General features: G+C 51.4%; 25 protein-coding genes, 1 riboswitch and 1 other annotated feature. Of the genes, 14 read left to right on the forward strand and 11 right to left on the reverse strand.

The annotated features are described in order from the left end of the window. Window positions 1-14 precede the first annotated feature (14 nt). The 3 genes from rfbB (at window position 15) to wzzB (ending at window position 3,232) form a co-directional block, all read left to right on the forward strand. Window positions 15-1,079 (forward strand): dTDP-glucose 4,6-dehydratase, encoded by a 1,065-nt coding sequence (gene rfbB / locus M2371_RS02415; RefSeq protein WP_259266790.1) that lies wholly within the window; start codon window positions 15-17, stop codon window positions 1,077-1,079. A gap of 21 nt (window positions 1,080-1,100) precedes the next feature. Beyond that, entirely contained in the window at window positions 1,101-1,973 is an 873-nt protein-coding gene (rfbA, locus tag M2371_RS02420) for a glucose-1-phosphate thymidylyltransferase RfbA (RefSeq protein WP_259266791.1), read from the forward strand. 272 nt (window positions 1,974-2,245) lie between these two features. Beyond that, window positions 2,246-3,232 carry an LPS O-antigen chain length determinant protein WzzB gene (gene wzzB, locus M2371_RS02425; protein WP_259266792.1) on the forward strand — a complete coding sequence of 329 codons (987 nt, stop codon included), beginning with the start codon at window positions 2,246-2,248 and terminating at the stop codon, window positions 3,230-3,232. 215 nt (window positions 3,233-3,447) lie between these two features. Here wzzB and hisIE read toward each other — a convergent pair whose 3' ends face one another. The 9 genes from hisIE to hisL all read right to left on the reverse strand — a co-directional run bounded on the left by hisIE (window position 3,448) and on the right by hisL (window position 10,683). Then, a complete protein-coding gene (gene hisIE / locus M2371_RS02430; RefSeq protein WP_259266793.1) occupies window positions 3,448-4,059 on the reverse strand; it encodes a bifunctional phosphoribosyl-AMP cyclohydrolase/phosphoribosyl-ATP diphosphatase HisIE in 612 nt (203 codons plus the stop codon). Continuing rightward, entirely contained in the window at window positions 4,053-4,829 is a 777-nt protein-coding gene (gene hisF, locus M2371_RS02435) for an imidazole glycerol phosphate synthase subunit HisF (protein ID WP_034496545.1), read from the reverse strand. Before hisF ends, hisIE begins: the two co-directional genes overlap by 7 nt. Beyond that, window positions 4,811-5,548 carry a 1-(5-phosphoribosyl)-5-[(5-phosphoribosylamino)methylideneamino]imidazole-4-carboxamide isomerase gene (gene hisA / locus M2371_RS02440; protein ID WP_259266794.1) on the reverse strand — a complete coding sequence of 246 codons (738 nt, stop codon included), beginning with the start codon at window positions 5,546-5,548 and terminating at the stop codon, window positions 4,811-4,813. Before hisA ends, hisF begins: the two co-directional genes overlap by 19 nt. Window positions 5,549-5,553: 5 nt before the next feature. Continuing rightward, a complete protein-coding gene (gene hisH, locus M2371_RS02445; protein WP_172893737.1) occupies window positions 5,554-6,144 on the reverse strand; it encodes an imidazole glycerol phosphate synthase subunit HisH in 591 nt (196 codons plus the stop codon). Further along, window positions 6,144-7,211 carry a bifunctional histidinol-phosphatase/imidazoleglycerol-phosphate dehydratase HisB gene (hisB, locus tag M2371_RS02450; RefSeq protein WP_259266795.1) on the reverse strand — a complete coding sequence of 356 codons (1,068 nt, stop codon included), beginning with the start codon at window positions 7,209-7,211 and terminating at the stop codon, window positions 6,144-6,146. Before hisB ends, hisH begins: the two co-directional genes overlap by 1 nt. Then, the gene (hisC, locus tag M2371_RS02455; RefSeq protein WP_259266796.1) at window positions 7,208-8,290 is read right to left on the reverse strand and encodes a histidinol-phosphate transaminase; all 1,083 of its coding nucleotides are present in this window, start codon (window positions 8,288-8,290) and stop codon (window positions 7,208-7,210) included. Before hisC ends, hisB begins: the two co-directional genes overlap by 4 nt. After that, window positions 8,287-9,594: a histidinol dehydrogenase gene (hisD, locus tag M2371_RS02460; protein ID WP_259266797.1), complete on the reverse strand. Its 1,308-nt coding sequence runs from the start codon at window positions 9,592-9,594 to the stop codon at window positions 8,287-8,289. Before hisD ends, hisC begins: the two co-directional genes overlap by 4 nt. Before the next feature lie 4 nt (window positions 9,595-9,598). Beyond that, window positions 9,599-10,498 carry an ATP phosphoribosyltransferase gene (hisG, locus tag M2371_RS02465; RefSeq protein WP_115627908.1) on the reverse strand — a complete coding sequence of 300 codons (900 nt, stop codon included), beginning with the start codon at window positions 10,496-10,498 and terminating at the stop codon, window positions 9,599-9,601. A 36-nt stretch (window positions 10,499-10,534) separates the two neighbouring features. Beyond that, window positions 10,535-10,657 (reverse strand) — a sequence feature (His leader region). Further along, on the reverse strand, window positions 10,633-10,683 hold the full coding sequence (gene hisL, locus M2371_RS02470; RefSeq protein ID WP_197969191.1) for a his operon leader peptide: 51 nt from the start codon (window positions 10,681-10,683) through the stop codon (window positions 10,633-10,635). (Overlaps the previous feature by 25 nt.) Window positions 10,684-10,880: 197 nt before the next feature. On the opposite strand from hisL, the gene M2371_RS02475 reads away from it, so the two are divergent. The 5 genes from M2371_RS02475 to M2371_RS02490 all read left to right on the forward strand — a co-directional run bounded on the left by M2371_RS02475 (window position 10,881) and on the right by M2371_RS02490 (window position 15,668). Beyond that, window positions 10,881-11,708 (forward strand): SDR family oxidoreductase, encoded by an 828-nt coding sequence (locus M2371_RS02475; protein ID WP_034496526.1) that lies wholly within the window; start codon window positions 10,881-10,883, stop codon window positions 11,706-11,708. A 38-nt stretch (window positions 11,709-11,746) separates the two neighbouring features. Next, a complete protein-coding gene (locus M2371_RS02480; RefSeq protein WP_034496523.1) occupies window positions 11,747-12,673 on the forward strand; it encodes a LysR substrate-binding domain-containing protein in 927 nt (308 codons plus the stop codon). 125 nt (window positions 12,674-12,798) lie between these two features. Then, complete coding sequence (gabT, locus tag M2371_RS02485; RefSeq protein ID WP_259266798.1) at window positions 12,799-14,097, forward strand: 4-aminobutyrate--2-oxoglutarate transaminase; 1,299 nt, start codon at window positions 12,799-12,801, stop codon at window positions 14,095-14,097. Window positions 14,098-14,251: 154 nt separating this feature from the next. Further along, on the forward strand, window positions 14,252-14,314 hold the full coding sequence (gene yoeI / locus M2371_RS21610; RefSeq protein WP_115631794.1) for a membrane protein YoeI: 63 nt from the start codon (window positions 14,252-14,254) through the stop codon (window positions 14,312-14,314). Continuing rightward, complete coding sequence (locus M2371_RS02490; protein ID WP_034496566.1) at window positions 14,304-15,668, forward strand: APC family permease; 1,365 nt, start codon at window positions 14,304-14,306, stop codon at window positions 15,666-15,668. The genes yoeI and M2371_RS02490 overlap by 11 nt, the downstream gene beginning before the upstream one ends. A gap of 46 nt (window positions 15,669-15,714) precedes the next feature. On the opposite strand, the gene sbcB is transcribed toward M2371_RS02490, so the two are convergent. Beyond that, window positions 15,715-17,142, reverse strand: a complete 1,428-nt coding sequence (gene sbcB, locus M2371_RS02495) for an exodeoxyribonuclease I (RefSeq protein ID WP_259266799.1) — start codon at window positions 17,140-17,142, stop codon at window positions 15,715-15,717. A gap of 265 nt (window positions 17,143-17,407) precedes the next feature. On the opposite strand from sbcB, the gene dacD reads away from it, so the two are divergent. The 4 genes from dacD to M2371_RS02515 all read left to right on the forward strand — a co-directional run bounded on the left by dacD (window position 17,408) and on the right by M2371_RS02515 (window position 21,058). Beyond that, a complete protein-coding gene (dacD, locus tag M2371_RS02500) occupies window positions 17,408-18,574 on the forward strand; it encodes a serine-type D-Ala-D-Ala carboxypeptidase DacD (RefSeq protein WP_034496517.1) in 1,167 nt (388 codons plus the stop codon). A gap of 194 nt (window positions 18,575-18,768) precedes the next feature. Then, the gene (gene sbmC, locus M2371_RS02505) at window positions 18,769-19,233 is read left to right on the forward strand and encodes a DNA gyrase inhibitor SbmC (protein WP_172893744.1); all 465 of its coding nucleotides are present in this window, start codon (window positions 18,769-18,771) and stop codon (window positions 19,231-19,233) included. Window positions 19,234-19,454: 221 nt separating this feature from the next. Continuing rightward, window positions 19,455-20,513, forward strand: coding sequence for an FUSC family protein (locus M2371_RS02510; protein WP_259266800.1), 1,059 nt, complete (start codon window positions 19,455-19,457; stop codon window positions 20,511-20,513). A gap of 224 nt (window positions 20,514-20,737) precedes the next feature. Then, window positions 20,738-21,058: a DUF496 family protein gene (locus M2371_RS02515; protein ID WP_034496514.1), complete on the forward strand. Its 321-nt coding sequence runs from the start codon at window positions 20,738-20,740 to the stop codon at window positions 21,056-21,058. 135 nt (window positions 21,059-21,193) lie between these two features. On the opposite strand, the gene M2371_RS02520 is transcribed toward M2371_RS02515, so the two are convergent. Further along, on the reverse strand, window positions 21,194-22,054 hold the full coding sequence (locus tag M2371_RS02520) for a GHMP kinase (RefSeq protein ID WP_259266801.1): 861 nt from the start codon (window positions 22,052-22,054) through the stop codon (window positions 21,194-21,196). Between the two features lie 180 nt (window positions 22,055-22,234). Then, window positions 22,235-22,415, forward strand: a riboswitch (cobalamin riboswitch). Between the two features lie 98 nt (window positions 22,416-22,513). Here M2371_RS02520 and M2371_RS02525 point away from each other — a divergent pair. Together M2371_RS02525 and cbiB are read left to right on the forward strand one after the other, a co-directional pair. Next, complete coding sequence (locus M2371_RS02525) at window positions 22,514-23,896, forward strand: cobyrinate a,c-diamide synthase (protein ID WP_259266802.1); 1,383 nt, start codon at window positions 22,514-22,516, stop codon at window positions 23,894-23,896. Next, on the forward strand, window positions 23,893-24,852 hold the full coding sequence (gene cbiB / locus M2371_RS02530; protein ID WP_259266803.1) for an adenosylcobinamide-phosphate synthase CbiB: 960 nt from the start codon (window positions 23,893-23,895) through the stop codon (window positions 24,850-24,852). The genes M2371_RS02525 and cbiB overlap by 4 nt, the downstream gene beginning before the upstream one ends. The last annotated feature ends 1 nt before the right edge of the window (window position 24,853 follow it).

A 24,853-nucleotide genomic window follows, 5' to 3' on the forward strand; every position in this document is an offset into this window, starting at 1 on the left:
CTATTTGGGGCCTTATGAAAATAATCGTCACAGGCGGAGCAGGCTTTATTGGTTCTGCAGTCGTTCGCCACATTATCGAAGCAACTAATGACGAAGTTATGGTCGTTGACAAGCTGACTTATGCTGGCAATATTGAGTCACTTGCCCCTGTTTCTAATAACGAGCGTTATTCATTCCGCCAGATTGATATTTGTGACCGGGTCGCTTTAGATAGTGCATTTAAGGAGTTTCAACCCGATGCAGTGATGCATCTGGCAGCGGAAAGTCATGTTGACCGTTCCATTGACGGCCCTGCGGCATTTATTGAAACGAATATTGTTGGAACCTATGTGTTGCTGGAGGCCGCGCGACACTACTGGAGCCAGTTAACGTCATCTGCAAAAGAGCATTTCCGCTTCCACCATATTTCAACTGATGAAGTATTCGGCGATCTGCACGACACGGAATCGTTATTCACTGAAACAACACCCTATGCACCAAGTAGCCCTTATTCGGCTTCGAAAGCGTCAAGTGATCATCTGGTCCGCGCCTGGTCGCGCACCTATGGGTTACCAACCCTTGTTACCAATTGTTCAAATAACTATGGTCCGTACCATTTTCCCGAGAAATTGATCCCATTGGTTATTCTCAATGCTCTTGAGGGAAAACCGCTGCCTGTTTATGGCAATGGGTGCCAAATTCGTGATTGGTTATATGTTGAAGATCATGCCAGAGCCCTTTACAAAGTTGTTACCGAAGGCCAACCAGGTGAAACGTATAATATTGGCGGGCATAACGAGCGTAAAAATATCGATGTCGTTAGAACTATCTGCCGTTTGCTTGATGAGATAGTTGCCGAAAAACCTTCGAAAATTGTACGATTTGAAGACTTGATTACCTATGTTACAGACCGTCCAGGCCATGATCTGCGCTATGCTATTGATGCTTCTAAAATTGAACGGGAACTCGGTTGGAAACCCACTGAAACCTTTGAGAGTGGTATCAGGAAAACGGTTGAATGGTATCTGGCAAATGAATCATGGTGGCAACGTGTTAAAGATGGTTCGTATTCAAGAGAACGTTTAGGCCTTAACAGCTAATCAAAAATATAAGGATTTGATATGAAGGGGATTGTTCTGGCAGGTGGATCCGGTACTAGGTTGTATCCGATCACACGGGGTGTCTCGAAGCAACTGCTGCCGATTTATGATAAGCCCATGATTTACTATCCGCTCTCGGTACTTATGCTGGCAGGCATTCGTGATATTTTACTTATTACCACACTTGAAGATCTTCCCTCATTTCAGCGTCTGTTGGGTGACGGCGCTCATTTAGGCATTAATCTGAGTTACGAGATCCAGGCTCGACCAGATGGTCTTGCGCAAGCCTTCATCATCGGTGAGGAATTCATCAATGGTGAAAGCTGCTCTCTGGTGCTCGGCGATAACATCTTCTTTGGCCAGGGTTTTGGCAGCAAACTAGAAATGGTTGCTCAACGCCAAAGTGGAGCAACAGTTTTCGGGTATCAAGTTATGTCTCCAAATCGCTTCGGTGTTGTCGAGTTTGACGAGCAATATCGTGCATTGTCCATTGAAGAAAAACCTGAACACCCTAAATCAAATTGGGCCGTTACCGGACTCTATTTTTACGATAACAAAGTTGTCGATCTGGCGAAGCAAGTTAAGCCGTCAGAAAGGAATGAGCTCGAAATCACGAGTATTAATCAAATGTATCTGGAAATGGGGGAGTTGACTGTAGAGCTATTGGGGCGCGGTTTTGCCTGGCTTGATACGGGCACCCACGATAGCCTGATTGAAGCCTCTCAATTTGTTCATACCATTGAAAAAAGACAGGGGTTCAAAGTCGCTTGCCTTGAAGAAATTGCTTACCGTAAGGGTTGGCTAACTCCCGAACAGGTATTGGACAACGCTAAATCTATGGATAAAACCTTATATGGTCAATATTTAATCCAATTAGTTGGGTCAAATGTTTAATGCCGCTTTACTAAATAAATCAATTCACCGTATATATTAGCAATTAAAAGATTTTACTTTATGCGGACCCAAAACCAGGGTCTGCATGAGCATTGTTTGTTTATTGTTCACTTATTCAATTTTAAGTCATCATACATATTTAATTTTGTATGTTATTTTCGGTTTTATCTGACAAAAATTTGCATTTACCCTCAGGTAATTTTCCATTTATCCGATTATACTTACTTGGTGAAGGTATTCGCATTTTGTGAACAAAATCTCTTAGGGTAATCATGAATCAAGATAACAATAACATGGTGAATAACCACACTAACAGCAACCCGGAATCTATTGATTTAATTGATGTTATTGTGCAGTTGTGGAAAGACAAAGTAACAATCATTGCTTTTACCGTTTTTGCTATCCTTCTTGCAGTAATCTATTTGTTTGTCGCCAAAGAGAAATGGACTTCCACAGCGATTTTTACTCAACCAGACGCTGCTCAAATTGCAACCTATAACAATGCACTAAACGTTATTTACGGAAATTCAGCACCGAACATTAATGATCTCCAGGTACGTGTAGTGACTCGTTTTAGCTCCTCGTTGTCTGCATTGTCGGAAACGCTGGATAACAAGGAACAACCAGAAAAACTCACCATCGAACCCTCTGTGAAAGGTCAGCCTTTACCATTGCAGGTTAGCTATGTGGGGGATTCACCAAAGAACGCTCAGACCCAGCTTGCTAAGTACATTCAACAGGTTGATGAGCAAATTGGTGAGGAGTTGGGTGTCGACCTGACTGACAACATCAAACTGCAAATCTCAACGCTTGAAGATTCCCTGAAGACTCAAGAAACTGTTGCTCAGGAACAAAAAGAACTGCGCATTAAGCAGATAAGTGAGGCGTTGAAATTTGCCAACGAGGCAAAAGTGTCTTCCCCACAGCTGCAGCAGACTTCTGATGTGACTCAGGACACAATGGTTTTATTAGGCAGTGAAGCGTTGTCTTCAATGATTAAAAATGAAGCGACGCGTCCTTTAGTATTTTCACCTGCTTATTATCAGACCAAACAAACCTTGTTGGATATTCAGAATCTGAAGATTGAACCTAAAACAATCCATGCTTATCGCTACGTCATGAAGCCGACATTGCCGATTCGCAGAGATAGCCCGAAACGTGGTCTAACGTTGGTTCTTGCCGCATTGCTGGGTGGAATGATTGGTGCGGGTGTTGTACTGGGTCGTAATGCGATTCGTAATTATAAGCCTCAAGCGTAAACCCTATTAATAAGAAAAAGGCCGCTTTCGCGGCCTCAGATTTGTGACAAACTACAATGAACGGGTTTTGTAGGGTGGATAAGCGATAGCGTCATCCACCATTTACGCCTGTTGTTATAATTGAAAATGTCGGATGACGCTGGCGCTTATCCGACCTACGAAGGGATGTCATCAGTCTTACAGGCCGCTCGTGCGGCCTTTTTTACGTTCGAATATTACCTATGCCTTTCCCGCAAATTCTCAATCACCGCACTCAAATCCAGCTCCTGATCCTGCAACAGCACCAGCAAGTGATAAACCAAATCCGATGCCTCATTCTTCAGCTCAAAGCGGTCATTCACAGTCGCCGCCAGCGCGGTTTCAACGCCTTCTTCTCCGACTTTCTGCGCGATGCGCTTAGTGCCACTCGCATACAACTTGGCGGTATATGAGCTTTCCGGATCGGCAGTTTTGCGCGAGGCCAGCAGTTCCTCTAGCTGATACAAGAAGTGCCAGTCGTGGTGGGTTTCACCAAAACAGCTTGAGGTGCCAAGGTGGCAGGTCGGGCCGATAGGATTCACCAACACCAGAAGCGTGTCGTTATCACAATCAGGCGCGATTTTAACGACATTGAGGAAGTTGCCGGAGGTTTCACCTTTGGTCCACAAACGCTGTTTAGTGCGCGAGAAGAAAGTGACTTTCCCGCTTTCAATCGTTTGTGCCAGCGCCTGCGGGTTCATGTATCCCAACATCAGCACTTCGCCAGATTTTGCGTGTTGAACAATCACCGGCATCAATCCGTCGGTTTTTTCCCAGTCCAGTTGGTTTTGCTGCTCTTGTGTTAGCACACTCTTATCTCCACGCCTTGCTGAGCCAGGTACAACTTCAGCTCGCCAATATTAATAATTTGTTTATGGAACACGGATGCCGCCAGCGCACCGTCAACGTCCGCATCACGGAAGGCTTCGAGGAAGTGTTCCATGGTTCCCGCGCCACCAGAAGCGATCAGCGGGACGTGGCAAACTTCACGTACTTTCTTTAACTGCTCCAGGTCGTAGCCGTTGCGCACCCCGTCCTGGTTCATCATGTTAAGTACGATTTCCCCGGCACCGCGCTTTTGCACTTCCTGCACCCAGTCCACGGTTTCCCACTGCGTTACGCGCGTGCGGCTTTCATCGCCGGTATATTGATTGACGTGATATTTCCCGGTTTCGCTATCAAACCAGGTATCAATTCCCACTACAATACATTGCACGCCAAAACGTTCAGCCAGGCGAGTAATCAGTTCAGGGTCGGCCAGAGCAGGGGAGTTGATAGAGATTTTATCCGCGCCGAAAGACAAAATCTGCGCCGCATCTTCAATCGACTTAATGCCGCCCGCCACGCAGAAAGGAATATCGATGACTTCCGCCACGCGTGACACCCAGCTTTTATCAACTACACGCCCATCGCTGGATGCGGTGATATCGTAAAACACCAGTTCGTCGGCACCCTCGGCAGCGTAACGTTGCGCGAGTGGCACGATGTCGCCGATGATCTCATGGTTGCGGAATTGCACACCTTTGACGACTTGCCCGTCGCGTACGTCCAGGCAAGGAATTATCCGTTTTGCCAGCATGAAATCGCCTCCGTTACGTTGAATTTCCCTTCCAGTAATGCCCGCCCGACAATCACTCCCTGCACACCGGTTCCACGCAGCGCCGCGATATCATTAAGCCCGCCAATGCCCCCGGAAGACTGGAATGCCACTTGCGGGTAGCGCGCGCAAACTTCTTCATAAAGTGAAACGTTTGAACCCGCCAGCGTGCCGTCGCGCGAAATATCGGTGCACAGCACGTGTTTGAGGCCGACGGGGAGATACATTTCCACCAGTTCTTCGAGCGATACGCCAGAGTTCTCTTGCCAGCCGCTTACCGCGACCTGCTTATTGCCTTGTTCGTCGATGCGTACATCGAGCGCCAGCACTAACGCATCGGCACCAAAACGGGTAAACCAGCCTTTCACAATCGCGGGTGATTTCACCGCCGTTGAGCCAACTACGACGCGTGCGACACCTGCTTCAAGCAATGCCGCAACATCTTCTTCAGTACGCACACCACCGCCCACTTGCACAGGTACTTTCACGCCCGCAACCAGCGTTTTAATCAGCGGGATCTGGCGTTTTGCCGGGTCTTTTGCTCCGGTTAAATCCACAAGGTGCAGCACTTGCGCACCTTGCGCTTCGTAATCTTGCAGACGTGGGAGCGGGTCATTGCCGTAATCGCGCTGTTGGCCGTAATCCCCCTGGTGGAGGCGCACCACTGTGCCATCAATTAAATCGAGAGCCGGAATAATCATGGTGCTTACATCTCCAGGAAGTTTTTCAGTAATTTTGCGCCCGCGGCACCCGAGCGCTCCGGGTGGAACTGCACGCCGAAGAAGTTATCTTTTTGCACGGCGGCGGTGAACGCTTCACCGTAACTGGCCTGCGCGATGGTGTTCGCGCAAACGGGCATCGCGTAGCTGTGCACAAAGTAAAAATAATCGCCGTCGTCAATGCCACGGAACAGGCGGTCGCCCGCTTTTGGGTAGACGCGGTTCCAGCCCATATGCGGCAAAGGCAAGCCGTGGTCGGTCATTTTCAACACGGGTTCTTCGATGATGCCGAGCATATCGATGCCATTGCTTTCATCACTGCGAGAGGCCAAAAGCTGCATCCCGAGGCAAATACCGAGCACCGGCTGGGTACAGGCTTTAATCAGCTCGATAAGCTCGCGCTCACGAATCTGATCCATCGCCGCCTGGGCGGTTCCCACGCCGGGCAAAAACAGTTTGTCGGCACGCAACACCACATCCGGGTCGCGGCTCACCAACGGCTCGTAGCCGTGGCGTTGAATCGCCGCTTTCACCGAGTGCAGGTTGGCGCATCCTGTGTCCAGAATCACCACGTTCATTACAACACTCCTTTCGAGGAGGGCAGCGTGTCACCTTCGACGCGAATCGCCTGACGCAGCGTGCGGCCAAAGACTTTGAACAGGCTTTCGACACGGTGGTGGTCGTTTTTGCCTTTGGTTTTCAGATGCAGCGTCACGCCCATGGTGTAAGAGAGCGAACGGAAGAAGTGTTCGACCATTTCAGTGCTTAAATCGCCGACGCGCTGGAAGTTGTACTCGGCCTTGTATTCAAGGTGCGGGCGGCCAGAAATATCCAGCGCGCAGCGGGCCAGGCATTCGTCCATCGGCAGTGTGAAGCCGAAACGTGTAATCCCACGTTTGTCGCCCAGGGCGATTTTCAGCGCTTCGCCCAGTGCCAGGCCGGTGTCTTCAACGGTGTGGTGATCGTCGATATAAAGATCGCCTTTTACGCTGATATCCATACGGAAGCCGCCGTGGGTGGCAATCTGGTCCAGCATGTGGTCGAAGAAACCCACGCCGGTGTTAATTTTGCTGCCGCCTTCGCGGTCAAGCCAGACCTGCACGTCGATTTGCGTTTCTTTGGTAGCGCGTTCCACGTGCGCGTAACGGTCACGTTTGGTCAGTTGGTCGCTGATGGCAGACCAGTTCAGCGTTTCACCGTGGTAACGCAGCCCCTGAATGCCCATGTTCTCGGCCAGTTCAATGTCCGTTGCACGGTCGCCAATCACGTAGCTGTTAGGTTTATCCAGAACACCTTCTTCCAGGTAGCCTTTCACCATCGCCAATTTTGGTTTGCGGCACTCGCAGTTGTCGGCAGGAAGATGCGGGCAAATCAGCACGTCATCAAAGCTCACACCCTGCGAGCTAAACACCTGCATCATCAGGTTGTGCGGGCCATCGAAATCCGGCTGCGGGAAGCTATCCGTCCCTAAACCGTCCTGATTGGTGATCATCACCAGCTTGTAGCCTGCTTTTTGCAATTGCAGCAGGGCGGGGATCACCGCAGGCTCAAACGCCAGTTTGTCCATGCGATCCACCTGGAAATCAGAAGGAGGCTCGGAAATTAAAGTGCCGTCACGGTCGATAAAAAGAATTTTCTGGCTCACACGCCCTCCGTGGCCGTCAGGCCGGGTTGTTCACGCAGCGCAGCAATGGTGCGCTCGCACTCGGTACGGGTGCCGACGGTGATCCGCAGGCAGCCGCTTAACGATGGTTGTTTATTTTGGTCACGTAGGATAATGCCCTGATCCCACAGCGATTTAAATACCGCACTTGAAGCGGTGATGCGGGCCAGCACATAGTTGGTTTCAGAGTCGAAAACTTGCTCAACGCAGGCCACGTCCTGTAATGCCGCGATCAGATATTGGCGATTGACTAAAATTTCGGCCACCCGCTCGCGCATCGCATTGATACCCTGCGGGCTTAACGCCTGAGCGGCGATATCCGCAACTGGCGTAGAAAGCGGGTAAGGGGCGATGACTTTCATCAGCAAGTTAATCACTTCTTCATTTGCCAGAGTAAAACCACAACGCAGGCCAGCCAGCGCAAAGGCTTTGGAAAGCGTGCGCAGCACCACAAGGTGCGGATACTCATTCAACCAGCCAGCGAGCGTCGCCTGCGGGCAAAACTCAATATAGGCTTCGTCCGCAACCACTAAGGCTTTACCGCGAGCCATTTCCAGCAGTACGCGGAAATCTTGCGGATTGATTAACTGCCCCGTCGGGTTATTCGGGCTGCAAACGTAAATGACTTTTACGCCTTCAATATTCTCCGCAATGGCCGGTAAATCGAGCTGCCAGTCTGCCAGTGTTGGTACGACACGGCATTCCACGTTGAAGGCTTCGCTGCTTACGCTATACATCCCGTAAGTTGGCGGGCAGTAGAGAACCGCATCTTTGCCCGGTTCGCAGAATGCGCGAATCAACAGTTCGATACCTTCGTCTGCGCCACGGCTCACCAGAACTTGTTCCGGTTTAACGCCTGCGTATTCGGCGTAACGTTCGATGACCAGTTTTGGCTGGCATTCCGGGTAACGGTTCAGCGTCTGCTGCGTTAATTCAAATTCAACTGAGGTCGGATATTCGTTGGCGTTCAGCCACACATCACCATTGCCACCCAGGCGGCGAGCCGACTGGTAAGGGGTCAGGGCGCGAACGTTCTCACGGGCTAACTCTTCAATGCTCATGCTTGCTCCTTCAGCGCTGCAACACGCAGGGTAACGGCGTTTTTGTGGGCGTCCAGCAGCTCGGCGGCGGCCAGCGTTTCAATGGTTTTAGCAAGGCTTGCGAAACCTTGCGGCGAGAGTTCCTGAACCGTCATGCGTTTCTGGAAATCAGCCAGCCCAAGGCTTGAACACGTTGAGGTGTAACCGTACGTTGGCAGCACATGGTTAGTACCCGAAGCGTAGTCGCCAGCGGATTCCGGTGACCAGTCACCGAGGAACACTGAACCGGCACTGGTGATGCTATCGACCAGATCACGAGCATTACGCGTCTGAATAATCAGGTGCTCTGGGCCGTACTGGTTGGAAATCTCAATGCATTGCTCTAAATCACGGGCCACAATCAGGCGGCTGCTTTCCAGCGCTTTGCGAGCGGTTTCAGCACGCGGAAGTGCGGCAAGTTGGCGTTCAACCGCTTCGGCAACGGCTTGCGCCATCTGCGCATCTGGCGTCAGCAAAATCACCTGCGAGTCCGGGCCGTGTTCTGCTTGAGAAAGCAGGTCGGATGCCACGAAGTCAGGCGTCGCGCCGCTGTCGGCAATCACTAAAACTTCAGACGGGCCAGCAGGCATGTCGATTGCTGCGCCATCAAGACGCTGGCTGACCTGGCGTTTTGCTTCGGTCACAAAAGCGTTGCCTGGCCCAAAAATCTTATCCACTTTCGGGATGCTTTCGGTGCCCAGCGCCAGCGCAGCGATTGCCTGCGCACCACCGACCTGAAACACTTCCTGCACGCCACAAAGTTGCGCGGCATACAAAATTTCATCGGCAATTGGCGGTGGTGAACACAACACCACTTTTTTGCAGCCCGCAATCCGCGCGGGCGTGGCAAGCATCAATACGGTTGAAAATAGCGGTGCTGAACCGCCAGGAATATATAAGCCGACGGACGCCACCGGGCGAGTCACCTGCTGGCACCGCACGCCTGGCATGGTTTCGATATCCACCGGCGCGAGCTGTTGCGCGACGTGGAATTTCTCGATATTCGCCACGGCCACGGCCATCGCGTCTTTAATTTCTGAACCCAGACGCGCTACCGCTGCGGAAATTTCCTGCTCGCTGACTCTGAGTTGCTGCACTTCAGTTTTATCAAACTTTGCGCTGTATTCACGTAGAGCCGCATCACCGTTGGCTTTCACATTATTCAGGATGTCCGCGACCGTGCGGGTAATGCTCTCGGATGCCGAAATTGCCGGGCGCGTCAGCAGTGCATTTTGTGCCGCCGCATCGCATTTATTCCAGTCAATCAACGTATTGAAGTTTGCCATGGTGTTACTCCATCATTTTCTCAATTGGTAACACCAGAATTGAACTGGCACCCAGCGCTTTCAGTTTTTCCATGGTTTCCCAGAACAGCGTTTCACTGCTCACCATATGCATCGCCACACGCTGTTGATCACCTGCGAGCGGCAGAATAGTTGGGCGTTCAGCGCCTGGCAGCAGAGAGATAATCTCGTCCAGACGCTCACTTGGTGCATGCAACATAATGTATTTCGATTCACGCGCCTGAATCACGCCCTGAATACGAGTCATCAGTTTGTCGATAAGCTGTTGTTTAGCTTCTGGCATTTCGCCATCGCGCTGAATCAGGCACGCTTTAGAACGGTAAATCACTTCAACTTCACGCAGGCCGTTGGCTTCAAGTGTTGCACCGGTAGAAACCAGGTCACAAATTGCATCAGCCAGACCCGCACGCGGGGCAACTTCAACTGAACCGTTCAACAAGCAAGATTTGAACTGCACACCTTTGCCATCAAGGTAGCGCTTTAACAGGTGAGGGTAAGAGGTGGCGATACGTTTGTTGTTGAGGCATGCCGGGCCATCCCACGGCTCATCAACAGAAATCGCCAGCGAGAAACGACAACCGCCGAAATCTAAACGACGCAGCGTGTAATAACGAGGATCTTCACCCTGAGCGCGGCGAGTCAGCAACTCTTCTTCCAGCACGTTCTCGCCAATAATGCCCAAATCCACCACGCCGTCCATAATCAAGCCAGGGATATCGTCATCACGGACACGCAGAATGTCGATTGGCATGTTTTCTGCTAACGCAATCAGGCGCTGAGTGTGCAGGTTGATTTTTATGCCACAGCGAGCGAGCAATTCGCGTGAGTCATCGCTCAAACGGCCTGATTTCTGAATAGCTATGCGTAAACGGTTGTTGTCTAACATGTGCAATCTCTCCTGATAAATTCTTGTCTGACGTCCAAAAAAAAGCCCCCGGAAGAAATCTTCCGGGGGCTTATTGACTCGTTCATGCACCAGTGGAAGATTTTTTCATCTTCCAGCACACATCGCCTGAAAGACTAGTCAGGATGATGGTGATGATGGTGGGTAGTATTTTGAACGCGTGTCATAAAATTCTCGTATGAATGTTTATTCATGATGTGCTTTTAACGTAAACCAGATGCAGCGTTGAGCGCAAGGGCTTTTTTCATCCGGGATTAATATTCTGTTTAGCCGCAGTAATTGTCAGTTCCGCTAACGTGGCGTAGCCTAAAAGCAGGGCGAAAAAGAACCGCAGAGAAATATGCTGCATTCCAGGAGACAGGAAATGAAAAAGGTTGCGATTGTCGGGTTAGGCTGGTTGGGAATGCCACTGGCGATGTCATTGTCAGCGCGGGGCTGGCAAGTGACAGGAAGTAAAACCACCCTTGATGGTGTCGAAGCCGCGAGAATGTGCGGAATTGACAGTTATCAATTGCAACTCACGCCCGAACTGATTTGCGATAGCGACGATCTCGACGCGTTGCTTGATGCGGATGCTTTGGTGATAACGCTGCCTGCTCGCCGCACCGGTGAGGGCGACGATTTTTATCTGCAAGCGGTTCAGGAAATTGTTGATAGCGCGCTAGCACATGATATTCCGCGCATCATTTTTACCAGCTCCACGTCGGTTTACGGTGAGACCGAAAGCACCGTGAAAGAAACCTCGCCACTTGAACCGGTGACCGCCAGTGGCCGCGTGCTTAAAGAACTTGAAACCTGGCTGCATGATTTGCCGGGAACCTCGGTCGATATTCTGCGCCTGGCGGGTTTAGTCGGGCCGGAACGCCATCCGGGGCGCTTCCTGGCGGGAAAAGTGGATGTGCAAAACGGCACGCATGGCGTCAACCTGGTGCATCTGGAAGATGTTATTTCAGCTATTACGCTGTTGTTGCAGGCTCCAAAGGGCGGACACATCTATAATTTATGTGCGCCAGATCACCCATCGCGTGCTGAGTTCTACACTCAAATGGCGCGCCAGATGAACCTTGATGCGCCAGTGTTCAGAACTGAAGGGCAAAATGGCCACGGTAAGCTGGTGGATGGCAGCCGTATTTGCAATGAACTTGGGTTTGAATATCAGTATCCAAACCCGCTGGTAATGCCCATGCAGTAACCGCTGTGGGGCATTGCTCGTGACCGAAGGGAACGAGTATGAAACCACTGCTGGATGTATTGATAATTCTCGATACCCTCGATAAAGAAGGGAGCTTTGCTGCGGCGGCAACAAAGCTCTTCAAAACGCCTTCCGCGCTCAGTTACACCGTTCAAAAACTCGAAAACGATCTCAACATTCAAATCCTCGACCGTTCAGGGCACCGTGCACGTTTTACGCGAACAGGTCAGCTTCTGCTGGAAAAAGGCCGCGAAGTGCTGCATTCCGTACGTGAACTCGAACAGCAGGCTATCAAACTGCATCAGGGCTGGGAAAACGAACTGGTGATTGGTGTAGATGACTCTTTTCCATTCTCACTGCTGACCCCGCTGATTGAGGCGTTCTACAAAAGCTACAGCGTGACGCGCCTGAAATTTATCAATGGTGTGCTCGGCGGTTCTTGGGAAGCGCTCACCGAAGGGCGGGCAGATATTATCGTTGGCGCAATGAGTGACCCGCCGTCACTGAGCGGTTTTGGTTTTACCTTGCTTGGGCAACTCGAAAGTGTGTTTGTCGTCGCGCCACATCATCCCCTGGCTGAGATTGAAGAGCCTTTAACGCGCCGTGTGGTGAAACGCAGTCGTGCGGTGATCGTCGGTGACACTTCCCGTCTTGAACCGTCACGTTCGATGCATTTGCTCGAAGATCAGGACGCGATCACCGTTTTTGATTTCAAAACTAAACTCGAGCTGCAAATCAGCGGCATCGGCTGCGGTTATGTTCCGCGTTACATGGCGCAACGCTTTATTGAAAGTGGCGTTTTGGTAGAAAAACGGGTGGTTTCTCATGTGCCGTTTGTTCCGGTATGGATTGGCTGGAACGAGCAGACCGCCGGGCTTGCCAGCGAATGGTGGCGCGAGCAGATAGTCAGCAGTCCGGAGATTGCAGTGGTCTACGGCACCACGGAAAATAATACAAATGGGTGAGTGGCAGGGCGCTGTCGTCACATCTATGGTTAATAGTGGATCGTTATTTCTTCTGAAAGTGTCTTCGCGTTTATTTTTCTTCTCTGCGTTGTTTTGCAGAGTTTTTTTGTGCGCAAGGAGTCTGTATGAAGCAAACCAATCAGCAATGGCAGTCACGGCGTGAGCAGGCGGTTCCTCAGGGAGTCGGCAATGCGTTGCCGGTATACATCGAAAAAGCGAAAAATGCCGAAATTTGGGATGTTGAAGGCAAACGCTATATTGATTTTGCTTCTGGTATTGCGGTGCTCAATACCGGGCATAACCATCCGGCAGTGATTGACGCAGTACGTCAACAGCTTGAAAAATTTACCCATCCTTGTTTCCAGGTCACGCCTTACGGCAATTATATCGAGCTTGCCGAACGGCTGAATAAACTGGTGCCGATAAGCGAACCGTGCCAGACCCTGTTTCTCACCACTGGCGCAGAAGCCGTTGAAAATGCCATTAAAGTGGCGCGAATAGCCACCGGGCGCTCGGCTATTATCGCGTTTCGTGGTGCGTTCCATGGCCGAACTCTTCTGGGAATGGCGTTAACGGGCAAAGTACAGCCGTATAAAAAAGGTTACGGCCCGTTCCCGGCAGGTATTTATCACGCGCCTTATCCAGCGGCATATCTTGGCGTGAGCGACACTCAGGCGCTGGCCTCGCTGGCGGGTATTTTTGCCGCAGACGTGTCACCTGATGAAGTCGCCGCCATTATTATTGAACCGGTACAAGGGGAAGGTGGCTTCTACGCCGCATCGCCTTCCTTTATGAAACAACTGCGTGCGCTGTGCGATAAACACGGCATCGTATTGATTGCTGACGAAATCCAGAGCGGTTTTTGCCGTACCGGTAAAACCTTCGCGATTGAACACAGTGAAGTGGAACCCGATCTCGTCACGATGGCGAAAAGCCTGGCGGGCGGTTTCCCACTTTCGGCGCTGGTCGGTAAGAAATCGTTGTTTGATAAAGCCATGCCGGGCGGGCTTGGCGGTACTTATGCGGGCTCACCCGTGGCGATTGCTGCCGCACTGGCGGTCACTGATATTATTGAGAAGGAAAATCTCAATGCCCGCGCGCAAGAAATTGGTGAGCAAATCACCCGTCGTTTGCACGAAATGGCCGAGCAATTTGACTGTATTGGCGATGTCCGTGGTTATGGCGCAATGATTGCCATGGAACTGGTGGAAGAGCGTGACAGCCATCGTCCAAATAAAGAGTTAACACAAGAACTTGTCAGAGAAGCCGGTAAAAAAGGACTGGTGCTGCTTTCTTGCGGAGTAAGAGCCAATGTGATTCGTTTTCTCGTTCCGTTAACTGCTGAAAAAGAAATTGTTAATGAAGGTCTCAACATCTTGTCATCATGCCTCGAATTAGTGCAAAATACGCGCCTCACTAAATGAGAACAAAAAACCGACGTTAAACGCGTCGGTTATTTTTTTGCATTAAGTTCTAGCAGTCAAACAGGCATCCGCCAAAAAAACCAAGAGGCCGGGCTTCGTACCGGATAGATACTAGCTTTTAAAAAACGACAGTCGTGTCGCCGAGGAAATTCAGATGGGGCAGCTTTTTGCTTTTGCGCAGGTATTCGCCGTTTGGGGGAATGACCATGTCGCTTAACGTCACCGCAGGTGCAAAATCTCGTGTTGAACTCCGTAAGAGCCTGACGCTCATTCCGGTTGTTATGATGGGCCTTGCTTATATGCAGCCTATGACCTTGTTCGATACATTTGGGATTGTATCTGGCCTTACCGACGGACATGTCGCTACGGCTTACGCGTTTGCCCTTGTGGCAATTTTGTTTACCGCGTTAAGTTATGGAAAGCTAGTACGCCGCTTCCCATCAGCGGGTTCCGCCTATACCTACGCTCAAAAAGCTATCCACCCGGTGGTCGGCTTTATGGTGGGCTGGTCGGCGCTGCTTGATTATCTCTTCATGCCGATGATCAACATCCTGCTGGCAAAAATCTATTTTGAAGCCCTGGTGCCGTCGATCCCATCGTGGATATTCGTCGTGCTGCTGGTGGGCTTTATGACTATCTCTAACCTGCGTGGCATCAAAACCGTGGCTAACTTCAATAGCCTCATCGTTGTGCTGCAAATGGTTGTGATGGTGGTAATAACGGGTCTGGTGATTTATGGCGTAGCCAATGGCGAAGGTGCCGGCACGTTAACCAGCACGCGTCCATTCTGGTCTGAACACGCAAACGTGGTGCCGATGATCACCGGTGCGACGATACTGTGCTTCTCGTTCCTCGGCTTTGACGGCATTAGCTCGTTGTCCGAAGAAACGAAAGATGCAGGCCGAGTCATCCCGAAAGCGATTTTCCTGACTGCCCTGATTGGCGGCGTGATCTTCGTGGTGGTGTCTTACTTCCTGCAACTGTACTTCCCGGACATCTCTCGCTTCCATGACCCGGACGCATCACAGCCAGAAATCATGCTCTTCGTGGCAGGCAAAGCCTTCCAGTTCGGCATCCTGATTTTCTCCTGTGTGACGGTTCTGGCTTCTGGTATGGCGGCACATGCAGGCGTTTCTCGCCTGATGTATGTGATGGGTCGTGACGGCGTGTTCCCGGAGCGTTTCTTCGGTTACATTCATCCGAAATGGCGTACCCCGGCGTTGAACGTTGTGCTGGTGGGAATCATTGCTCTGTTCGCGGTGAAATTTGACCTGGTTACAGCAACGGCGCTGATTAACTTCGGTGCGCTGGTGGCGTTTACCTTCGTGAACCTGTCAGTCATTTCCCAGTTCTGGATCCGCGAAGGCCGTAACAAGTCCATCAAAGATCACATCAACTATCTGGTGCTGCCAATCTGTGGCGCGCTGACAGTGGGTGCATTGTGGATTAACCTGGAAGAAAGCTCGATGATTCTGGGGCTGATTTGGGCGGCTATCGGCCTGACCTATCTGGCCTTCGTGACACGTCGCTTCCGTAACCCGGTTCCGCAATTCAACGAAGACTTAGCGTAAAAGCTGAAGACAAAAAAGGCCGCGAAAGCGGCCTTTTTGCTTTTTGTTATCCCACCAAAAACTGCGCATACTCAAACAACGCTTTCAGCAACGCCGTCTTTTCTTTATCGCTTTCATGCAGGTTGTACAGCGCTTCCAGTTCTTGCGCATAGGCTTGCAGCGCTTCCTGAGACAACACTTCACGGCGATGTTCTAACCAGCGCTGTTGTTCTGTTTCATCCAGCGTGCCGGGGAAATTTCTGGCGCGATAGTTAAACAGCAATTTCTCAATGCGTTTATCGGCAAAGGTAATATCCAGCGCCGGTAGATTTTGCGGCTCTGTCTCCAGCACAATGCGCATCGCCGCGCGATCGGCATCGCTGAAGAAGCCATTGTACAATTGAGCATCGACATTATCTGACGGCACAAAAGGCTCGGCCTCAGCAAAAATAGCTACCGCTTTTTCACGCGCGGCGGGGTGTTCGCGCAGTAATTTCAGGTTTTCCAGGCAACGTTTACGGTCGATGCCTAACCGCTCGGCATCTTCCGGGCGCAGGGTATTCGCCACCGCCAGCACCGGGCATTTATTCAGATGTACCAGTTTGATTGGCACCGCCGCAGCATCACCCAGCGCGGCTTTCGGCGTATACAAACGTTCACGCAATGCATCGGCATCCAGTTCGAGCAGCGGAGAAATATCTCCAGCCAAATCCACCATAATCACCGCATTACGGTTATCCGGATGCCAGGCCAGCGGCGCAATCCAACTGGTATTGCCGCGCCACGCACCGAACATTCCCGAAACATGCACCAGCGGTTTCATCTGCGGAATATCAATCAGCGTGGTGAGCTTGTGTTTGGAGCGGTAAGTATAGAGATACTCGAACAGACGCGGCTGGCGTGTTTTAACCAATTGCGCCATGGCGATAGTGGCGTACACATCGGACATCGCATCGTGCGCGTTGGCATGTTCAATTCCGTTGGCTTTGGTTAAATGCTCCAGACGAAAACTCGGCAGCCCATCGTCGTTTTCCGGCCAGACAATCCCTTCAGGACGCAACGCATAACAGGCGCGCATCACATCAAGCAGATCCCAGCGCGAGTTATCGTTCTGCCAGCTCCAGCCATACGGGTCGTAAAAATTACGATAGAAAATATTACGCGTCACTTCATCATCAAAGCGCACATTGTTGTAGCCCACCACACAGGTCTTGGGCTGCGTAAAAATACTGTGGATGCGTTTGGCAAAATCGGCTTCGTTGACTCCCTGAGCCAGCGCGTGCTGCGGTGTAATCCCGGTAATCATCACCGCTTCGGGTTGAGGCAGATAGTCATCAGCGGGTTTGCAGTAAAATACTTCTGGTTCGCCAATGACATTGAACTCGGAATCTGTCCGAATCGCTGCAAATTGCGCGGGGCGGTCAAGCGAAGGACTTTTGCCGAAAGTCTCATAATCATGGAAGAGAAAGGTCGGTTGTTGCGTTGTATTATCCACGGTTTACTCCCGCCCTTGAGTGTTGTTTAACATATTGTTATTAAACTGAAATCCCACTAAAACTCGCTCCATGTTTCAAACTTGTTGGTCAGTCACTGCATCAGTGCATGGTAAACCATTAACAGGCCTCCTGCACCACTGCGGAAGATATTCAAGATGAGTACGCAATGCTATCTATTCATATATTTTTGCAATTTAATTGCGAAAATTATCGCAAACTCCAGTAAAAGAAGCGGCTGAATTTATTGTTACCGAGGGTATATCGTTGAAGATCCGTCTGTTTGCTGTTTGTTCTCTGCTGTCATTATCTGCTCACTCCGCTTTTGCCGACGATATCTTTGTTAACCCGCCATCCCCTCCACAAATTCAGGCGGGTTCCTGGGTGCTGATGGATTACACCACCGGGCAAATTCTGGCTGCGGAAAATGAACATGTGCGACGCAACCCGGCAAGTCTGACGAAATTGATGACGGGCTATGTGGTGGACCGCGCTATTGATAGCGGGCGCATCAAGGCTGACGATATCGTGACAGTGGGCAGAGATGCCTGGGCAAAAGGCAATCCGGTTTTCGACGGTTCATCGCTGATGTTTTTGAAACAAGGCGACAGACTCACCGTTCATGACCTGAGTCGCGGGCTGATTATCGACTCCGGGAACGATGCTTGTGTCGCGCTAGCCGATTACGTTGCTGGCGGGCAGCCGCAATTTGTGGCGATGATGAATAAATACGTGCAGCAATTACGCCTGCGCGATACCCATTTTGAAACGGTACACGGCCTGGATGCACCGGGCCAGCACAGTTCCGCTTACGATCTCGCCGTGCTATCCCGCGCCATTATTCATGGCGAACCTGATTTTTATCATATGTATAGCGAGCGCAGCCTGACCTGGAATGGCATCACACAACAGAACCGTAATGGCCTGTTGTGGGACAAAGGCTTGAACGTCGATGGCCTGAAAACCGGTCACACCGCGAGTGCCGGGTTCAATCTTATTGCGTCGAGTGTTGATGGCGAGCGCCGTTTAATTGCTGTGGTGATGGGGGCTGAAAGCCCGAAAGGGCGTGAAGATCAGGCGCGCAAATTACTGCACTGGGGTCAGGATAATTTCGATACCGTTCAGGTTCTGCATAAAGGTAAGAAAATTGGCACCGAGACAATCTGGTACGGTGATCAAAAGAAAGTCGAAGTCGGAACCAATCAGGATGTCTATCTGGCGCTGCCAAAATCTGAAGTGCCTAATATTAAAGCTAAATATGTCCTCGATAAGCCTGAGCTTGAAGCCCCTATCGCCGCTAACCAGCGTGTTGGTGAAATTGAACTGTTTGACCGCGATAAACTGATTGCGCACTGGCCGCTGGTGACGCTGGCTGATGTCAAAAAGGGCAGTGCATGGTCACGCTTCAGCGATTATCTGAGCCACAAACTGTAAATTAATTGAAGGATGCAACCGGGGTCGGCAGTTATGCCGGCCCTTTTTTTTGCCTGTACTAAGATCTACAGGCGAAAGATTCGCGAAAAGCGATCGTGCTCGCAAAGTAACCACATCACCCTGACAAAGGATTGTTTTCCTGCAATTTATCGGTGTATAAATATACAGTGTTTTTAAACGAGTCAGGAGGTCATATGGAATTTAACGTACAACAAGTGCATGAGCGGAAAGTAGCGGGTTTTCATATGGTAGGGCCGTGGGAAAAAACGGTTCATCAAGGGTTTGAACAGCTTTCACTGTGGGTGAAAACACACAAAATTGTCGGTGAAGAGTGGCTGGCGGTTTATTACGATAACCCAGACGTCGTGCCTGCGGAAAAGCTGCGCTGCGATACCGTAGTATCGGTGGCTGAAAACTTCACCGTGCCTGAAAACAGTGAAGGCGTTATCACCACCAAAATAGAAGCCGGGCAGTATGCGGTGGCGCGCGCCCGTGTCGATGACGGTGATTTTGCCAAGCCGTGGAACCTGTTCTTCGACAGCCTGTTGGCTGACAACCGCTATCAAATGGCACCGAAAGCCTGCTTTGAACACTATCTTAACGATGGTTCAGAAAGCGGGGTCTGGGAAATAGATATGTATATACCTGTCATCCTTTAAATTGCAGGGGTGTAGGCTGCACTCACTTACCCGAATCACTTACTTGAGTAAGCTCATCGGGATAAGTTCTCTGGCCGCCTACCTGCAACTTAAATGCTAACGGGTAAATTCCCGTGGCAGATCAAGTCTGATGCTAAAGGGGGCGCAAGCCCCCTAACTTTGTGATGCCCCCTCAAAAAAAACAGGTACAATCCCGTTTTTGTTTTTCAGGAGACCCGGGTGTGCGCCCCGACAAATCATTAAGCCCGTTTGAGCTCCGCGTTTATCGCCACTACCGAGTTGTGCACGGTATCCGTATCGCGCTGGCATTTGTGCTCACCTTTCTTATTGTCCATCTTCTGAAAGTGCCAGAAGGGACATGGCCATTAATCACCCTCGTGGTGGTGATGGGGCCCATTTCCTTTTGGGGAAACGTTGTCCCGCGTGCATTTGAGCGTATTGGTGGCACCATTTGTGGTGCAACTATGGGCCTGGTTGCGCTCAGACTAGAGCTGTTTTCGCTGCCTTTGATGTTGGTGTGGTGTGCGCTGGCGATGTTTATCTGCGGCTATCTGGCCCTGGGTAAAAGGCCCTATCAGGCTTTGCTGATTGGTATCACACTTGCCGTGGTGGTGGGAGCGCCCGCAGGCGACATGGAAATCGCGATGTGGCGTAGCGGTGACGTTATCTTCGGTTCATTACTGGCGATGCTCTTCACCAGCATTTACCCGCAGCGCGCGTTTATCCACTGGCGTATTCAAATGGCGAATTTCGTCACGGCCTTTGGTCGGGTCTACAACGCCGGTTTTTCTCCGAACCTGGTGGAACGCCCACACCTGGAAAAGCATTTGCGCCAGGTATTAAGTGATGTGGTCAGAATGCGTGCTTTGATTGGCCCGAGCAGCAAAGAAACCCACATTCAAAAAACCATCTTTGAAGCGATTCAAACCGTCAGCCGTAACATGGTGTGCACGCTCGAGCTGCAAATTAACGCTTACTGGGCGTCGCGTGAAAGCCACTTCCTGATGATCAATGCACTCACACTGCGTGACACTCAGCAGATGACGCAACGCACACTCGCGGCAATTGCCCTGGCATTGCATGACGGAAACCCGTCGCCGATTTCTGCCAATAACGAAAAACTAACCGAAATCGTCAGTGAGTTGCGCCAGTTGATGCAAGAGGGGCCGAACGGGAAACTTCAGGAAACCCCAATTCATGGCTACGTCTGGTTGAGCCTTGAGCTTGCCCGTCAACTGGAATTGCTCTCACAGTTGATCTGCCGCGCGTTACGCAAATAATTGCTTAGTCTGATATGAATTGCTGGTTTCGATTCAGCACTATTTGAGGTTAAGATAGCGAAAGAGACCCATCGCCTGTATGTTCGGGTTGCAGCTAATCACCATGCAGCTTGAAGAATGACATTGTCAGCGGCCGTCGCTACCTTTAAGGTAAGCTTATGACCGTTAACTTAATGAATCGTTGTTTTAACGAATCCAAGTATGAAATTAGCAGGGGTATAAAAATGGAACCAACCAAACCATCTTTCCAGGACGTGCTTGAGTTTGTGCGTCTGTTCCGTCGTAAAAACAAACTGCAACGTGAAATCCAGGACGTGCAGAAAAAGATCCGTGATAACTCAAAACGCGTTCTGCTGCTGGACAACCTGAGCGATTACATCAAGCCGGGTATGAGCATCGAAGCTATTCAGGGCATCATCGCCAGCATGAAAACCGACTACGAAGACCGCGTTGATGACTACATCATCAAAAACGCTGAGCTGTCTAAAGAGCGTCGTGAAATTTCCAAAAAATTGAAAGTGATGGGTGAAATCAAGGCCGATTAAAATTTACCCGTCATACTTCGGGCTGCCTCTGCGTTGGCTGTGTTCACTTACCGCCTTGATGCAACTCGAATTATCTAGGGTAAATAGTGTTGATTTTGGAAACCGCCATTCATGGCGGTTTTTTTTCGCCTCAATTCAACGCACGCCGCCTGCTACCATCTTCACCAGATGTTGCCGCGGGTAATGCACATCAATAGCCAACTGATTAATCTGCCAGCGTAATTTCTCAGCATCATGTTTGCGAACATCCAGCATCAGCCCCACAGCGCTTCCGCTGTGCGCCACGTTCACGCCGAATAAATCAAATGCTTCGACCAGCGCCAACAGCTGCGAAAACATCGGCTTTGCCAGCAACGCCTGGCTGGCGATCGCGCTTTGCGTGGCAGCTTCTCCCAACAAGCGGGGATCTTGCATCCCGCAACTTTGTTGCAAGCGAAGCCACGCATCATCGAGCGCTGCGGCATTGCTGATTAATGTAGATTCGCGCTGATGACGACGATATTCCTCAGTCAGAATCGTCGTATCACTTTCAAGTAACAGGATATCCACTGCTGGCGCGGGCTGGCAGCTAAACTGAGTCTGTGCATTCAGATGGGAAAACAGCGTCGGCAAGACAAAAATCGTGCTGTCGGTCGGTTCAATGTTTACGCATAAAGCGGCAAGGGTAGATTCGCTGAGTGTTTCACCCAAATGCCGGGCGGTTGCCACTGCTGTTGCGGCAATATCTGCGGTGCTGCTCGCCAGACCTTTACCCACTGGAATGGTGGACTCCAGAGCCGTGCTCAGGCTATTTGCTAATGCTGCGGGATAGCCGAAATACGCCACCACCTGTTCCAGCATCTGGCGCATACGTGGCCGCTCTTCGCCAGACTGCACGCCTTCGCGGACTTCAACGGTGCTAAACCAGTCGATAGGGCATGAAACCAGCTTTTCGCTGCCGCCAATCCAACCCTGAATTAATTCGCCGCAGGACGCCGGGCAGCGCGCTTCAGCCATAACGGTGGCAACTCTCTTTCATCGTGGATCTCATTTTGTTTTCTTCGCCACAAGCCTTAAAAAATCAATAAAAATTGTTATAGCGCAACACTCGCTATCTATTAGCTTTTACACTGTTCGAGCTTTTATATATTCATGCGCATGATAATTTGAGTGTCATGCACGATACAACTGACTCGTTTATGCCATGTCTTTACCCGTTCTTATTTGGGGTGAATATGGCTGGGAAGGAGGTGTAATTCCTCCGCAGCCCCCGCTGCTGTGATGCCGACGAACCCGCGAAACCACTGATCTCACGATTGGGAAGGGCGGGCGAGAATGAAGCTAAGCCAGAAGACCGACGAATCATTTAATTTAAACAACTCCTTCGGTGGGAAGTCAGTTGTCATCAGTTGCGTGCGGCTTCCGGTTGCACGCACGTGCTGACATCCGCTTTTTGCCGAAAGTAATAAGGCAACTATGGCAGGGGCAGCGAAACACGCATTCGTCATTGCAGGCACCAGCAGCGGCTGTGGCAAAACCACCGTCACGCTTGGGCTGCTCCGCGCCTTAATGGCGCGTCATCTGCGCGTCCAACCTTTCAAAATCGGCCCCGATTATCTCGATAGCGGCTGGCACAGTGCGGTGTCAGGCGTGACCTCGCGCAATCTCGACGCGTTTATGTTGCCGACTCCCACGCTCAATGGTTTGTTTAACCAACAAATGCAGCAGGCCGATGTGGCGGTTATCGAAGGCGTGATGGGGCTTTATGACGGCTACGGCACAGACCCGAACTATTGCAGCAGCGCCGCCATGGCAAAGCAGCTCGGCTGCCCGGTCATTTTGCTGGTGGATGGCAAAGCTGTCTCCACTTCTATCGCCGCCACGGTTATGGGCTTCCAGCGGTTTGACCCGTCGTTAAACATCGCGGGCGTCATCCTTAATCGCGTCAACAGCGATAGCCATTATCAGTTGCTGGCCGAGGCGATTACTCGTTACTGCGGTCTGCCCGTGCTGGGGCGAGTGCCGGTCATGGCGGATGTGGCATTGCCATCACGCCATCTTGGCCTGGTTCCGGCACAAGAAAATGACCCTCAGGATGAACGCTGGCAGCAGCTTGCAAAACAGCTTGAAGAAACCGTTAACATCGACCATCTGCTGGCGTTATCGCGCCTTCACTCAATGCCAGAGGGCAAAGCGCCGACCTTACCGGATGCGGCTTTAGCCGATGGATTAACCCTCGCGCTGGCCAAAGACGAAGCCTTTAACTTTTATTACCCGGATAACCTCGACATGCTCGAGCAGGCCGGAGTGAAAATTCAGCGCTTCAGCCCACTTCATGACGCTACCGTTCCCGATTGCCAGATGATCTGGCTGGGTGGGGGTTATCCCGAAGTGCATGCCGCCACGCTCGCCGCAAATTTCAAAATGCATGAATCCCTGAAACAAGCCCATCAGCGCCGCATCCCACTGTATGCCGAATGCGGCGGGTTGATGTATCTGGGCGAATCGTTGACCGACGGCGAGGGTGAAACTCACGCCATGTGCGGCGTATTACCAGGCCACAGTCAGATGGGCAAGCGCCTGACCCGGTTTGGCTACTGCGAAGCCACCGCGCGACAAGACACCTTGCTGGCAAGCAAAGGCGAAACCCTGCGTGGACACGAATTTCACTACTCCGATTTCAGCGGCCCATTACCGGCGGCTCTCGACTGCTGCAAATGGCGCGATGGTGTGGCGATTTCCCGCTGGCAGGGCGGCTTCCAACACGAGGCCACTTTCGCCAGCTACCTGCATGTGCATTTCGCCCAGCGCCCGGAAATGCTCAATCGTTGGTTGAAACTGGCGAGGAGCTCTCAATGACGATACTGGCGTGGGCTATTGCGTGGTTACTGGATTACTGGCTCGGCGACCCGCAGAACTGGCCGCATCCGGTGCGTTGGATGGGCAATCTGATTAACGGTTTACAGCGCCTAATCCGCCGATTCTGCAAAAGCGACCGCGCACTGAAAATCGGGGGCGGCGTGTTGTGGCTGTTGGTGGTTGGCACCACCTGGGGCGTGAGTTGGGGGGTATTGCATCTCGCAAATCTGGTGCATCCGTGGCTTGGCTGGCTGGTTGAAGTGTGGATGATTTACACCGTGTTGGCTGCACGTTGCCTGAGCGATGCCGCGCTTGAGGTCTACCGCGCCCTGAAAAATGGAACGCTTGAGCAGAGTCGCGAAAAACTCTCGTGGATTGTCGGGCGCGATACCTCGCAACTGGAACGCCCGCAAATTACCCGCGCGGTAGTGGAAACCGTGGCGGAAAACAGCGTCGATGGCGTCATCGCGCCATTGTTTTTCCTGATGATTGGCGGCGCACCGTTAGCCATGACCTACAAAGCGATCAACACCCTGGATTCGATGGTCGGCTACAAAACGCAAAAATACCGCGCCATCGGTTTTGTCAGCGCGAAACTCGACGATGTCGCCAACTTTATTCCCGCACGCCTGAGCTGGCTGCTTCTCGCCATCGCGGCCTTTTGCTTAGGCGCGAATCATCGCCAGGCGTTTCGTATTGGCTGGCGCGATCGCTATCAGCACAGCAGCCCGAATTGCGCATGGCCTGAGGCAACGGTCGCGGGCGCGTTAGGCATCCGGCTCGGCGGCCCTAACACCTATTTTGGCGAACGGGTAGAGAAACCCTGGATTGGCGATGAGCAACGCGGCATCGCGCTTGAAGACATTCCGCGCACCATTCAACTCATGATGCTGGCTTCTCTGCTCGCTTTGCTGCTGTTTGCCGCACTGCGCACTCTCGCACTGGGCATAGCTTAAG

This window comes from Buttiauxella sp. BIGb0471 (genome assembly GCF_024807715.1).
In the GTDB taxonomy this organism is placed as follows: domain Bacteria; phylum Pseudomonadota; class Gammaproteobacteria; order Enterobacterales; family Enterobacteriaceae; genus Buttiauxella; species Buttiauxella agrestis.

Excerpts from the sequence above, each read along its gene's own strand:
- rfbB (WP_259266790.1), top strand. The coding sequence starts at position 15 with ATGAAAATAATCGTCACAGGCGGAGCAGGCTTTATTGGTTCTGCAGTC.
- rfbA (WP_259266791.1), top strand. The coding sequence starts at position 1,101 with ATGAAGGGGATTGTTCTGGCAGGTGGATCCGGTACTAGGTTGTATCCG.
- wzzB (WP_259266792.1), top strand. The coding sequence starts at position 2,246 with ATGAATCAAGATAACAATAACATGGTGAATAACCACACTAACAGCAAC.
- hisF (WP_034496545.1), bottom strand. The coding sequence starts at position 4,829 with ATGCTGGCAAAACGGATAATTCCTTGCCTGGACGTACGCGACGGGCAA.
- hisA (WP_259266794.1), bottom strand. The coding sequence starts at position 5,548 with ATGATTATTCCGGCTCTCGATTTAATTGATGGCACAGTGGTGCGCCTC.
- hisH (WP_172893737.1), bottom strand. The coding sequence starts at position 6,144 with ATGAACGTGGTGATTCTGGACACAGGATGCGCCAACCTGCACTCGGTG.
- hisC (WP_259266796.1), bottom strand. The coding sequence starts at position 8,290 with ATGAGCATTGAAGAGTTAGCCCGTGAGAACGTTCGCGCCCTGACCCCT.
- hisD (WP_259266797.1), bottom strand. The coding sequence starts at position 9,594 with ATGGCAAACTTCAATACGTTGATTGACTGGAATAAATGCGATGCGGCG.
- hisG (WP_115627908.1), bottom strand. The coding sequence starts at position 10,498 with ATGTTAGACAACAACCGTTTACGCATAGCTATTCAGAAATCAGGCCGT.
- M2371_RS02475 (WP_034496526.1), top strand. The coding sequence starts at position 10,881 with ATGAAAAAGGTTGCGATTGTCGGGTTAGGCTGGTTGGGAATGCCACTG.
- M2371_RS02480 (WP_034496523.1), top strand. The coding sequence starts at position 11,747 with ATGAAACCACTGCTGGATGTATTGATAATTCTCGATACCCTCGATAAA.
- gabT (WP_259266798.1), top strand. The coding sequence starts at position 12,799 with ATGAAGCAAACCAATCAGCAATGGCAGTCACGGCGTGAGCAGGCGGTT.
- M2371_RS02490 (WP_034496566.1), top strand. The coding sequence starts at position 14,304 with ATGTCGCTTAACGTCACCGCAGGTGCAAAATCTCGTGTTGAACTCCGT.
- sbmC (WP_172893744.1), top strand. The coding sequence starts at position 18,769 with ATGGAATTTAACGTACAACAAGTGCATGAGCGGAAAGTAGCGGGTTTT.
- M2371_RS02515 (WP_034496514.1), top strand. The coding sequence starts at position 20,738 with ATGGAACCAACCAAACCATCTTTCCAGGACGTGCTTGAGTTTGTGCGT.
- M2371_RS02520 (WP_259266801.1), bottom strand. The coding sequence starts at position 22,054 with ATGGCTGAAGCGCGCTGCCCGGCGTCCTGCGGCGAATTAATTCAGGGT.
- M2371_RS02525 (WP_259266802.1), top strand. The coding sequence starts at position 22,514 with ATGGCAGGGGCAGCGAAACACGCATTCGTCATTGCAGGCACCAGCAGC.
- cbiB (WP_259266803.1), top strand. The coding sequence starts at position 23,893 with ATGACGATACTGGCGTGGGCTATTGCGTGGTTACTGGATTACTGGCTC.